Here is an 11,102-nt window from a genome sequence, read left to right on the forward strand (position 1 = left end):
AGGGGGCTTTTTTAATGTCTTTTCCTAGCTGGCTAACTTGTGCGCTTTTACCCGTCTACATTTTCGAAGGCTTACGTGCCCGTGCTAATTCCTTAAGGCTGTCACCAGCACCAGGACCGCAATTTGGTGCGGTTCCCGGTCAGGGCCAGTTGATCAATCTGCTTGTTGTTGGCGATTCCTCCGTTGCTGGAGTGGGGCTGGACCACACGACAAATGGCTTGACCTGTAAGATGGCTCACAAAATGGCAGGGGTATCCGGACGGCCTGTTAAATGGCGGGCTGCTGGCAACAACTCTGCAACCTCCAGCCAAATCCGTGATGTGGTCGTCCCCAATCTGCCGCACACCGATTACACACACATTTACATCAGTATCGGTTTTAATGACCTGAAGAACTTCCGCTCTGGCAAAGCCTGGAAGAAAGGGTTCGGCGAGCTGATTTATGCATTGCGTAGCAAGTACCCTCATGCCCGGATTTACTGGTCCAACCTCATGTCACCAATGAACGTGCCCGCGCTCTCGTGGGGATTAGGTGCTGTTCTGGAACCTCGCCGACAGATGATCAATCGTGTCGGTACACAGCTGTGCCATGAGCGCGGTGCCATTGCTATCTCCGTCACTCCGGGGATCACGGCTGAGGGCTTCTGCGAGGACGGAATCCACGCAGCGCCGATTGGTAATCAGCACTGGGTGGATCATGTGATCAACGAGTTGGTTAAGCGTGATCTGCTAGGGCTGGAAGATCAGAATGAAGTAGAAGATAAACAACACCAGATGGACAGCGCCCTGTAGGGCGTTCGTTCGGCTGCCGGTAAACGTGATCATACTCAAAATGAGTGTCAGGAGCAGCAGGATCATGTCCGTATCCTTCACACCCAGCACAATGTGAATATCAAAGATCCCGGCTGCGATCAGAACAGCCGGAACTGTCAAACCGATGGTCGCCAGAGCTGATCCAAGACAGATGTTCACGGAGCGTTGTAACCTGTTTGAGAGCGCCGCACGGAAGCTGCCCAAGCCTTCAGGAGTAAGAACCAGAAGCGCAACGAGAACACCACCAAACGCAGCAGGCATATGAAAGCTGGCAATGCCAAAGTCCACCAGCACCGCGAACTTTTTGGAAAGCAGAACAATCGGCAGCATGGTCAGGATCAGGAAGATCGCGTGATAGCTGGTTGAATAGATCTCCAGGTCATGATGATCATCATCATCGTGAGCATGCTTATCGTCTTCAGCTTCATCCTTCGCCATCAAGAAGGACAGCGCCACACCAGAGTGTGGTTTAGGTTGAATGAAGAAAGACTTATGCCGGATGCTCTGAGTGGCAAGGAAGATCGCATAGAGCAGACTGATCATCACCGCAAACGAGATCTGCTGTCCCGTCGAAAGGGAAGGGTCAGCTGTTGAGGTCGTATAGCGGGGAAGGATCAGAGAAAAAGTAGCGAGCGGAATAAGGACTGAAAGGAAAGAGCGGGCGCCCTGTGTGTTGAAAGGCTGTTCCCCGTACTTGAGCCCTCCCAGAAGCAGACTGATGCCCACCATGCCATTCAGCACGATATTGAGCACCGCCAGCATCGTATCCCGGGCCAGAGGCTCATTCGTCCCACCTGTCAGCATAATAGAAACGATCAGGGAGACCTCAATGCCGATCACCGAGAGCGTCAGGATCAGCGTTCCGTAAGGCTCACCAAGAATGACTGCCAGACAGTCTGCATGGCGCACCACGCCAAAGGCGCACCACAACATGACACCAAAAAGCCAGATGAAACAGAACATCTGCACAAAGAGAGCAGAGGTGGGCAATAAGAGATCCGCCCCAGCCAGAAAGAAGAAGGCTGTGGTTGCAGCACCTGCAAGAAAGCAGGCCTCTCGTTTAAGTGTATTCCAAACCCCTGACATTATGTTTTTATTCTCCAAGGCCCTGTAAAAAGTGAATTATTCGGTGGCAGACGTCTCCGCAGCCGCGCTGTTGCGTGGACGCCAGATTATTGCAGGCTCTCCTTCCATCACCAGTGGTGTGGTTGAGGTGCTGTCATCATCCAGCTCCTCCCAGGAGTTTACCAGTGTTGCGGTTTCATCCTCGCTCAGCTGAACCAGCTTGGAACGCCAGATGCCTTGCTCAGACCACCGAGCCCGTGCCGCGATCTCTTTCAGTGAATCTGGCGCATCCCGTTCAGCCTTGGCCCAACCATTTTCAATCAGCCAAGTGGCAAGATCATGTTTGCCCACACTGCAGGAAGCAGCATATTCATCTGTTTGCACTGATTTCATATCTGAGCAGGTGACACGCTTCTGGCGGATAAAAGCACGCAAAGCCGTCCGTGCTCTGATACCGCACGGCCATCTTTCACCATCTTCACTGGGGCATGTTGTGCTGAGCGGTACAGGCTGAATGTGATGAAGGGATATTCTCTTCTTTTTATCACTTAGAGTTGCACCGTCAACGGCAACAGGGCGATACAGCACGAGTTCCTTCGGAGGAGGCTGCTTGGATTTGCGAGGTACTTTAACATGTGCAACGCGTTGGAGCTGCGTCGTTACAGGAGGAGGGGGCGTGCGACTGCCGCCAACATTGCGAAGTGTTTGAGGATGCTTGAGCGGCGTCTTGGGAATTTTTGCCTCAGCTGCAACGCGGGCAGCTTCAAGCGCAGCCAGCTCCCGCTGCTTCTCTTCTGCCGTCGGCTTATGCTCAACAGGAAACGAAGAAGGGCGGTACAATGTGCGCGCATTCCCACGCAGGGCTGTCGCTGCATTGTATTCTGTCAGCGCATAAAACCCGGCGCCAAGAAGCAAAGCTCCAAAAAGAATACTTGTGGTCTTGGTAATCCGCATAAGCGCCCTGTTTGCTTATTGGCTCACCCATGAAATTCTTGCTGCCCAAACCAGATCTGCAACCTGAACCACCCTTGGCTTATCGTCAGGAGTGTCCCGTCGAAATTCAATGCGCTCGTTTGTTTGCCGTTGCAAAGCACCGCAATGAAGATCTCCGGATTTGGTTGCTATCAAAACATGATCATGCCGCCGCAAAGAAGCCTCGGGAGAGACGATGAGAATTTGTCCTTCCCTGTAGTATGGTTCAAAACTATTACTCGAAACTTCAAGCGCGAAGAATTTCTCACTCTGAGAACTCGGAAAAATGAAGCTATCGCAGAATTTATCCAACTGAAAATCGGAAAGCTGCTGCGGATCAACCTCCCTCAACTCATCACTAGTGCAAAGAAAAGCTGGAAAAGACCTGAAATGTGTACTTGAGATCTCGGTTTTATCTTGTAGCAAAGCGGCAAAGTCCGAGAAAGACATCTGGGTGACTTCCAGCACCTTGGCAAGCGACTCCGTAGAAGGCCAACGCGGACGACCATCCGCAGCGAACCGCTTGGAAGGATTGAAAGAGGTCGGATCAAGCCCAGCTCTGCGCGCCAATCCTGAAGGCGTCAGTTGATGCTGCGCAGCCAGTTTATCAAGTGCGGCCCAAAGGTGTTCGTGATCCAGCATATATCCTCCTGCGGCAGCAACGGCGTGACCTGAAACGAACGCAGATATGACTTAAAAAGCCAACTGCGACCGGATCTCAAAGAAATCTTGTATGTGGTGAATAAAATCCTATTGCAAGCTCTAGACGAAAGAGAGGGGTTGCCAGCCACTGATTTGTGGATGTAAGAGCATGACTTCAGTTGAGTAGACGTCTCTCCTGAAAGGCAAGTCCCATGTCCCTCATATTCAAGATCGCCCCCAAGGCGCTTTGGCAAGAAGCTGAAGCAGCCGGTTTCTTTGCGGGTGCACCGATCGATCTGGCCGATGGTTATATCCACTTTTCCAGCGCCGAGACCGTAAAAGAAACAGCAGCGTTGTACTTTGCGGGACAAACCGACTTGCTGCTGATTGCCGTTGAAAGCGAAGATTTCCCTGAAGAGCAGATGAAGTGGGAAGCCTCCCGGGGTGGAACGCTCTTTCCGCATCTCTATGGCAAGTTTCCCGCCTCCAAAGCTATATGGGTCAAACCTTTGCCATTGGATGCAAATGGCAATCACGAGTTTCCGGAGCTGTAAATGTCGATTGAAAACCTCATAAACAAAGTTGGTATCCGGGCACTGCATTGTCTGGACCCGGAGACCTCCCACAACGCAACCATCAAGATGCTGGCCTCAGGTCTCGCGCCCACATTCAGCCAGATCGAGGACAAGGCTCTCGAATACAAGTGGGGCGATCTGATTTTTAAGAACCCGGTGGGCATGGCAGCAGGCTTCGACAAAAATGCCGAAGCCATCACACCACTGATGAAACTTGGCTTTGGCCATGTTGAAGTGGGAACGGTCACCCCTCTGCCACAGGAAGGTAATCCAAAGCCTAGGAATTTCCGCCTGAGTGCAGATCGCGCCGTAATCAATCGCTATGGCTTCAACAATGACGGTCACGATGTCGTCTACGAGCGCATCCGCAAAGCAGGCCACACACCAGGAGTGCTCGGCATCAACGTTGGCGCCAACAAGCTTTCAGAGGATCGTGTTGCGGACTATGTTCTGGGTGTAAAGCGCTTTGCAGAACTGGCGGATTACCTGACGGCCAATATTTCCTCTCCCAACACACCCGGCCTGCGGGACTTGCAGGAGAAGGATGCACTGGGGCATCTGCTCACCGCCATTATGGAAGCGCGCAACGAGCAGGAAGACCGCTTAGGCCGTAAGGTGCCTGTCATGCTCAAAATCGCCCCAGACGTGACAGACGAGGCGCTGAAAGAGATCGCAGAAGTCGTCCTGACCAGCAAGGTCGATGGTATGATTGTCTCCAACACCACCATCGCCCGTCCAGCCACGCTGAAGGATCAGCTGCAGGCCAAAGAAGCAGGCGGGTTGTCAGGCGCACCGCTGTTTGAACGAGCCACCATTGCATTGGCGAAAACCCGACGTGCAGTCGGTCCGGATCTGCCGCTTTTTGGTGTCGGTGGTGTAGACACACCAGAAAAAGCCGCAGCGAAGATCTTTGCAGGCGCAAACCAGATACAGCTCTATTCCGGCATGGTTTATGAAGGACAAACGCTGGTGAAGAAGATCAACCACCATCTGTCCCGCCTCGTTGCTGCCCGCAAGGTTGCCAACTTGCAGGAACTTGTCGGCATCGACAATGACATCTGGGCTGATAAATCGCTGGAGAACTGAGGCTCACACCTATCGATAAGTGAGGCCGGGCTTCGCAGGAAGTCTGGCCTTTTTCATTGTGAGAACACCAGCCAAAGATATCCGCCGTCCACTGAGTGGCACGAAAATCTCTACAACTGTCAATATATAATGAACAGACATTCTATTTAATGTGATATTGTTCATTTATGTCGGTGCTTTACCTTCACTGTAAGAGCAACATGAAGGAAGACCCATGACCAAAGTTCTCGTTTTATATTACTCAAGCTACGGCCACATCGAAACCATGGCAGAGGCCATCCGTGAGGGGGCTGAAGATGTCGCTGGAACGACTGTGGTTGTAAAGCGCGTACCGGAACTTGTGCCGGAAGAAGTTGCTGTAAACGGTCACTTCAAGCTAGATCAAAAGGCGCCGATCGCGCAGCCAGGTGAGCTGGCAGATTATGACGCCATCATCTTTGGTACCCCAACGCGCTTTGGCAATATGGCATCGCAGATGCGTAACTTTCTGGATCAAACCGGAGGGTTGTGGGCTGGCGGCAAGCTGATTGGTAAAGTCGGCTCGGTGTTTACATCCACTGGAACAGGTGGTGGTAACGAGACAACCATCACCAGCTTCTGGTCGACACTGGCGCACCACGGCATGATGATTGTTGGCCTGCCGTACTCAAGTCCGGAACTCTTCAATATCACTGAAGTGCGCGGTGGTTCCCCATATGGCGCCAGCACCCTTGCTGGCCCGGATGGCTCTCGCCAGCCAAGTGAGGATGAGTTGAAACTGGCCCGTGACCAGGGGCGCCACGTCGCAACAATTGCAAGCAAACTTGCCAGCTAAAAGCAAGTGCCACGCCTGATCACATCAAGCAGCACGTTGCCTGCGTTGTGTGATCAGGCGCATCAACTCAACAAAACCTTCAAGGCAGCCAAGGCCTGCCTCATATATTTCATTAAGAGATCATTCAATGACCGTTCCTAATCACGCGCAAAATCATCATCAGGGCATCGTTTTAAACGGAAACACATTCAGCTCCCACAGGTTCCCTTCAGAACCGCTTGGACCATTCGAAGTGAAGATTGCTCTGCAGTCCGCAAGCCTGAATGCACGAGATCAGATGATCCGAAAAGGCCAGTACGGTGAAATGCCAGCGGATCTTGTGCCATTGTCCGATGGGGCAGGGGAAGTCATTGCTGTAGGTGAGCAAGTCACAAAATGGTCTGTTGGAGACCGTGTCATGCCAACCTTCTTTCAGGACTGGCTCGATGGCTCATTCCAGCCAAGCGCATTATCTTCCGCAATCAGCTCAGCTGATCAGCCGGGCGTTTTAAGAGAGCAAGCGAAGTTTCATCAGGATACCCTTGTGCAGGTTCCTGATCATATGAGCTTTCAGGAAGCAGCAACACTCCCTTGCGCTGGCGTCACAGCATGGCATGCCCTTTTTGAACAACACAGGGCTTTGCGACCAGAAGATACCGTTCTGATACAAGGCACGGGTGGTGTTGCCATCTTCGCTCTGCAACTCGCCAAAGCGTTTGGAGCCCGCGTTGTCCTCATCAGCTCCTCAGATGAAAAGCTGGAGAAAGCAAAGGAGATGGGAGCAGACATAACGATCAACTATAAAACAACACCAGATTGGGATGTCGAACTGAGAGAACTGACAGATGGGCATGGCGCTGATGTGGTTCTGGACCTTGGCGGTAAGGAAACGCTGGAGCGATCCATACGTGCCGTTGCCGCACATGGCCTGATTACACAAGTGGGTGTTCTGACTGGTTGGGCACACGCCCCTGAGAATATCAGCCAGCTTGTCCTGAATAACTCGTCGCTATCAGGCGTTCTGGTCGGCTCCCGTGCTTATTTTGAGAACCTGTGTGCGTTTGTCTCCAAGCACCAGATCAAACCGCTCATAGACAAATCGTTCTCCATGTCCCAGATCGACGAAGCCTATGCCTACATGGATCAGGCACAGCACATGGGCAAAGTCACCATCGACATTGCTTAGCACGTGACTTGCGTCTTGCCCGGGTATGCATATCGGGCAAGAAAAGCTGCTTTCAGCTGAGGAAGTCCTGAAATTATGCCTTTTGGAGAGCTCCAAAATACTGGCGTTCGCGAACCACACAGAGATAACTAAGGGTCAAACCACGCGCCCCGAAGAACACCAGCAATGAGAACCACAGGCCGTGGTTTCCGTAGAGCGGATAAAGCAGGTAATAGCTGGCAAGAAACAGGATGGTGGAGACCACAACAGAGTTCCGCATATCCTGAGACCATGTTGCACCAATAAATACACCATCCATCTGAAAGGCCAGTGTGCCAATGATCGGCGTCAGTGCAGCCCAGATCATATAGGTACGCGCTGTTTCTCGCACCTTTGTATGCGTTGTCAGTAGGTCAATAACCGGTCCGCCAGCCACCCACAACACGACTGCCGCGCCAAAGGAAAGCCCAAAGCCCCAACTGATGGAGAGCCGCAGGGCTTTGCGGAAGGCAGTCCGCTGTTTGGCCCCGATTGCTTGCCCAATCACCTGTTCTGCAGCTGATGCCGTACCATCCAGAAAGAATGCTGCGATCAGAATGAACTTCTCAAGCACAGCATTGGCGGCAAGCACCACTTCTCCCTGAGCAGCACTGCGAGAGGTAAAGAAGCCGAAGGCAAACAGCATCACCATGGACCGGATCATAATGTCCCGGTTCAGGGCCAGCATCGGCTTCAGTTTCTCCCAAATGATGATCTGAGAAAACGAAGGCAGGCGTGCGCCGTGGAGCTCGCGCTTGATCAGAAAAAGACCAAGGCCAAATGTCAGCATCTCGGCAATAAAGGTTGCCACAGCGACACCGGGAATGCCCCAGTCAAACACGAGCACAAACACAACAGAAAGCACCATATTGATGACATTCAGGAAGGTCTGAATGAGCAGTCCGATACCGGCTTTGCTGAGGCCCAGATACCAACCAAGAATGGAATAGTTGGCAAGCACAAACGGTGCTGAAAACGCACGGATCGCAAAGTATGTCGCCGCAGCTTCCTGCACCGCATCCGTCCCGCCAATAATGGGCAAGCCAAACGTCAGAAGCGGCCACTGTAAAAAGATGACGACAATGCCACCAATAATACCCAGCAAAAGGGCACGGGCGAGCACTGCACGCAGTTCATTGCCATTGTTGGCACCAAGAGCCTGTGCGGCAAGGCCTGTCGTTCCGGCTCGCAAGAAGTAGAAGAAAGCGCCAATTACATCAAAAAGGATCGTACCAACAGCCAGACCACCCAAAAGGGCAGCATCATGCAACTGTCCAATCACCGCGGTATCAACCAGCCCCAATAAAGGAGTGGAGATATACGCCAGTGTCATAGGAACGGCGAGCGCAAGGAAAGAGCGGTTCGTCACCTTGAAACTTGTAGACACGCGGGAAACCTTCAAACGCACGAGTGCAGCACCAGCAAGCAGCTCAAAATGGATTGGATAATCAAAGTATCATTTGCATATTTGTTTGTTCTGCGTTTGTCCATACCATATTGCGCAGAACTGCTATAGATAAGAATGTATCTCCGAAACGTGGGAACCGGTTTTCGGATAAGGAAACGAGAAAGTAAAAGCGAATTCTAAGAAGGTACTGCCCCTGTGAAGCTCCCAATCGTGCACCATCCAGCCTACACGGCAGACATTCCCGAAAATCATCGGTTCCCAATGCGCAAATATGCCGAATTGGCTCAATGGTTGAAGCAAACCGATCCAGACGGTGCACTCTATGATTTCCACGAGCCGGAACCAATCTCCAGACAAGACCTGCTGCGGGTGCACGCAAAAGACTATGTCGATCAGGTTCTCAGCTGTAATGTTCCTCACGCCATCGCGCGTGAGATCGGCTTTCCTATGACCCAAAGCGTTTCCTTCCGTGCGCAATGCGCAACAGGTGGGTCTCTGCTCACAGCAATGCTGGCACTGGAGCATGGCGTCGCCTGCAACACTGCCGGTGGGTCGCACCATGCCCGTATTGCACAAGGAGCAGGGTTTTGCGTGTTCAACGATGTCGCCGTTGCAGTGAGGGCGGTACAGGCCATGCGCATGGTACGCCGCGTGCTCATTGTTGATCTGGATGTCCATCAGGGAGACGGGACTGCTGATATCTTCGCCCATGACACCAGCGTCTTCACACTTTCCCTCCATTCAGAAAAGAACTACCCCGTCCGTAAGAAAGCTTCCACACTGGATGTACCCCTGACCGATGGCATGGAGGATGACGAATATCTTGAGATCCTGGAGGGGGCGCTCAAACATGTTCTCACCAGTTTCAAAGCTGACCTGGTGTTCTTCAATGCGGGTGTCGACCCTCATCATGATGACCGTTTAGGGCGTCTTGCACTCTCTGATGAGGGGCTGCGAAAACGAGAGGAACTGGTCTTTAAACTGGTAAGGAATGAGGGGCTTCCACTTGCAGGTGTGCTGGGAGGTGGTTATTCGTATAATCTTCGACTATTGGTTAACCGGCATTCAAATCTGTACCGAGTGGCAGCGAAGTACTTATGATTCAAAAACAAGTCCTATTTATATAAAATTTTAGTTAAATGTAATATTCCACCATTAAGAACTGAATAGGTAAATGTGTCTTGCCATTTTATGAAAAATGCGCAGTATCCCCTCCGTAAAGTGCAAATAAAATGCCTCGGAAGGCTAGGAGACACATATGGGTGTTGTAGTCACCAATAGAAGCGTTGTACTGGATACTGCGGATTACATGATCCGGGAAAGCGGGCTGTTGGGCTTGGATGTCGACCAGCTTGCCAGCAGTACTGGAACAAGCGAGCAGGATATCTCGAAAATGTTCTCTTCCAAAAAGGGGGTAGAGCATGCCGTGCTGCAAAGGTATATCGACCGCTTCCTGCAGATCCTGGGTGACCCTGCCACGCAAACTCTTCACTTTCGCAGAGCGCTGGATACCTACATTGCCGCCTTTCAGGCAGGCATGGCAGACGGTGGTGAGCTGTTCCTCTCAGCAGTGCTGGGCGACAAGGATGAAGAACTGCCGGATGAGCTTCAGGAACTTGCTGCGACTTTCGCGCGCCGCAACCGTGTCTGGTTGGCGGACCTGTTGGAATACAGTGGCAGCTGGTCCTCTGAAGAAGCGCTGGTGAAATCCGATTTCGTGCTTGCAGCACTGGAAGTTGCCGTTTTGATTGGCAACACGAGCGAAGATCCGGAGATCTTCGACAACCTGTCAACCAACATACACAACATCTGTATGCAGTAGTGGTTTCTCTGCCGGAGCAGGCGCGGTTAACGCCCGCGCCAGTTCATAAGGCGAGTAATGAACCACAGTGGCACCACGACGATGGCTCCAAGGAAGAAGTAGGAGCCAAAGCGTTCAATCGCTGAGAAGCCCATATTCCAGATCCTGACAAAGAAATCCTGCACAGAATAGATCAGGCTCAGCGGTGAAAAGTCCAGCGCAGACAAAACAATCCCGACAATCAACGATAGAAAAATCAGCCGAATGAGAACGCGCCCCGGCGAGTCTCCAAGAAAACGGTTGAACTTATCGTTTGACATCAAAATCTCCGCTACACCAACGCGTATCCCCGAATGCTGAAAACCGCTTTTCGGATAAGGAAACGCACTGCAATAAAAGGTCAAAGCAGTTTGACTGTCCTAAGTTTAGTGCATACTGCTTAACATTGATTTCTATATAGGAAGCCTGAGGGATATTGCATAGATGCAAATCCAAATTGTACGCTCAGGTTATTGCTGAAAGTTATTGGTGTGCCGTTTATTGTCTACGCTGCGGAACCGGAAGACGCAGATCTCCTCGCAAACATCCGCGTCCAGTCCATGCGCGAAAGCCTTGAAGCGCTGGGCCGTTTCGACCCTGACCGAGCGCGCGAACGTTTCCTGAACAGCTTTGTCTGTGAAGACACCTTCAAACTCGTCTCAGGACAACAGATTTTGGGGTTCTATGTACTGCGGGACCGCCAGG

The 11,102-nt window shown here is 51.9% G+C and carries 12 protein-coding genes and 1 pseudogene; 8 read left to right on the forward strand and 5 right to left on the reverse strand.

What is annotated here, in order from left to right:
* The first annotated feature begins 14 nt into the window (after positions 1-14).
* Positions 15-791 (forward strand): SGNH/GDSL hydrolase family protein, encoded by a 777-nt coding sequence (locus tag PPL9_RS23195; RefSeq protein WP_082597058.1) that lies wholly within the window; start codon positions 15-17, stop codon positions 789-791.
* Here the strand turns inward: PPL9_RS23195 and PPL9_RS23200 are convergent.
* Genes PPL9_RS23200 through PPL9_RS23210 form a run of 3 tightly spaced genes read right to left on the reverse strand, consistent with a single transcriptional unit; the run spans position 729 to position 3,491 of the window.
* Positions 729-1,898: a calcium:proton antiporter gene (locus PPL9_RS23200; RefSeq protein WP_057464933.1), complete on the reverse strand. Its 1,170-nt coding sequence runs from the start codon at positions 1,896-1,898 to the stop codon at positions 729-731. The two genes, PPL9_RS23195 and PPL9_RS23200, sit on opposite strands and share 63 nt — an antisense overlap.
* A gap of 36 nt (positions 1,899-1,934) precedes the next feature.
* Positions 1,935-2,831 carry a thermonuclease family protein gene (locus tag PPL9_RS23205; protein ID WP_057464934.1) on the reverse strand — a complete coding sequence of 299 codons (897 nt, stop codon included), beginning with the start codon at positions 2,829-2,831 and terminating at the stop codon, positions 1,935-1,937.
* 15 nt (positions 2,832-2,846) lie between these two features.
* Positions 2,847-3,491 carry a helix-turn-helix transcriptional regulator gene (locus PPL9_RS23210; RefSeq protein WP_057464935.1) on the reverse strand — a complete coding sequence of 215 codons (645 nt, stop codon included), beginning with the start codon at positions 3,489-3,491 and terminating at the stop codon, positions 2,847-2,849.
* 212 nt (positions 3,492-3,703) lie between these two features.
* On the opposite strand from PPL9_RS23210, the gene PPL9_RS23215 reads away from it, so the two are divergent.
* The 4 genes from PPL9_RS23215 (at position 3,704) to PPL9_RS23230 (ending at position 7,131) form a co-directional block, all read left to right on the forward strand.
* Positions 3,704-4,045, forward strand: coding sequence for a DUF952 domain-containing protein (locus PPL9_RS23215; RefSeq protein ID WP_057464936.1), 342 nt, complete (start codon positions 3,704-3,706; stop codon positions 4,043-4,045).
* On the forward strand, positions 4,046-5,152 hold the full coding sequence (locus PPL9_RS23220; protein ID WP_057464937.1) for a quinone-dependent dihydroorotate dehydrogenase: 1,107 nt from the start codon (positions 4,046-4,048) through the stop codon (positions 5,150-5,152). It begins immediately after the preceding gene.
* Positions 5,153-5,366: 214 nt separating this feature from the next.
* Complete coding sequence (gene wrbA / locus PPL9_RS23225; protein WP_057464938.1) at positions 5,367-5,966, forward strand: NAD(P)H:quinone oxidoreductase; 600 nt, start codon at positions 5,367-5,369, stop codon at positions 5,964-5,966.
* A gap of 127 nt (positions 5,967-6,093) precedes the next feature.
* Positions 6,094-7,131, forward strand: a complete 1,038-nt coding sequence (locus PPL9_RS23230; protein ID WP_057464939.1) for an NAD(P)-dependent alcohol dehydrogenase — start codon at positions 6,094-6,096, stop codon at positions 7,129-7,131.
* A gap of 73 nt (positions 7,132-7,204) precedes the next feature.
* Here PPL9_RS23230 and PPL9_RS23235 read toward each other — a convergent pair whose 3' ends face one another.
* Positions 7,205-8,536 (reverse strand): MATE family efflux transporter, encoded by a 1,332-nt coding sequence (locus PPL9_RS23235; protein WP_057464940.1) that lies wholly within the window; start codon positions 8,534-8,536, stop codon positions 7,205-7,207.
* 282 nt (positions 8,537-8,818) lie between these two features.
* Here PPL9_RS23235 and PPL9_RS23240 point away from each other — a divergent pair, with 282 nt between their 5' ends.
* Together PPL9_RS23240 and PPL9_RS23245 are read left to right on the forward strand one after the other, a co-directional pair.
* The gene (locus PPL9_RS23240; RefSeq protein WP_057465029.1) at positions 8,819-9,658 is read left to right on the forward strand and encodes a histone deacetylase; all 840 of its coding nucleotides are present in this window, start codon (positions 8,819-8,821) and stop codon (positions 9,656-9,658) included.
* 157 nt (positions 9,659-9,815) lie between these two features.
* Entirely contained in the window at positions 9,816-10,379 is a 564-nt protein-coding gene (locus tag PPL9_RS23245; RefSeq protein ID WP_057464941.1) for a TetR/AcrR family transcriptional regulator, read from the forward strand.
* Between the two features lie 26 nt (positions 10,380-10,405).
* On the opposite strand, the gene PPL9_RS23250 is transcribed toward PPL9_RS23245, so the two are convergent.
* Positions 10,406-10,678 carry a DUF6460 domain-containing protein gene (locus PPL9_RS23250; protein WP_057464942.1) on the reverse strand — a complete coding sequence of 91 codons (273 nt, stop codon included), beginning with the start codon at positions 10,676-10,678 and terminating at the stop codon, positions 10,406-10,408.
* A gap of 192 nt (positions 10,679-10,870) precedes the next feature.
* Here PPL9_RS23250 and PPL9_RS33620 point away from each other — a divergent pair.
* A pseudogene (locus tag PPL9_RS33620) lies at positions 10,871-11,102 on the forward strand (hypothetical protein); the annotation flags it as partial.

Source organism: Pseudovibrio sp. POLY-S9 (assembly GCF_001431305.1).
Classification (GTDB): Bacteria; Pseudomonadota; Alphaproteobacteria; order Rhizobiales; family Stappiaceae; genus Pseudovibrio.

What these genes read in the sequence shown, in the direction of transcription:
- PPL9_RS23195 (WP_082597058.1), top strand. Translation starts at nt 15, where the DNA reads ATGTCTTTTCCTAGCTGGCTAACTTGTGCGCTTTTACCCGTCTACATT.
- PPL9_RS23200 (WP_057464933.1), bottom strand. Translation starts at nt 1,898, where the DNA reads ATGTCAGGGGTTTGGAATACACTTAAACGAGAGGCCTGCTTTCTTGCA.
- PPL9_RS23240 (WP_057465029.1), top strand. Translation starts at nt 8,819, where the DNA reads ATGCGCAAATATGCCGAATTGGCTCAATGGTTGAAGCAAACCGATCCA.
- PPL9_RS23220 (WP_057464937.1), top strand. Translation starts at nt 4,046, where the DNA reads ATGTCGATTGAAAACCTCATAAACAAAGTTGGTATCCGGGCACTGCAT.
- PPL9_RS23250 (WP_057464942.1), bottom strand. Translation starts at nt 10,678, where the DNA reads ATGTCAAACGATAAGTTCAACCGTTTTCTTGGAGACTCGCCGGGGCGC.
- PPL9_RS23215 (WP_057464936.1), top strand. Translation starts at nt 3,704, where the DNA reads ATGTCCCTCATATTCAAGATCGCCCCCAAGGCGCTTTGGCAAGAAGCT.
- PPL9_RS23205 (WP_057464934.1), bottom strand. Translation starts at nt 2,831, where the DNA reads ATGCGGATTACCAAGACCACAAGTATTCTTTTTGGAGCTTTGCTTCTT.
- wrbA (WP_057464938.1), top strand. Translation starts at nt 5,367, where the DNA reads ATGACCAAAGTTCTCGTTTTATATTACTCAAGCTACGGCCACATCGAA.
- PPL9_RS23210 (WP_057464935.1), bottom strand. Translation starts at nt 3,491, where the DNA reads ATGCTGGATCACGAACACCTTTGGGCCGCACTTGATAAACTGGCTGCG.
- PPL9_RS23245 (WP_057464941.1), top strand. Translation starts at nt 9,816, where the DNA reads ATGGGTGTTGTAGTCACCAATAGAAGCGTTGTACTGGATACTGCGGAT.
- PPL9_RS23230 (WP_057464939.1), top strand. Translation starts at nt 6,094, where the DNA reads ATGACCGTTCCTAATCACGCGCAAAATCATCATCAGGGCATCGTTTTA.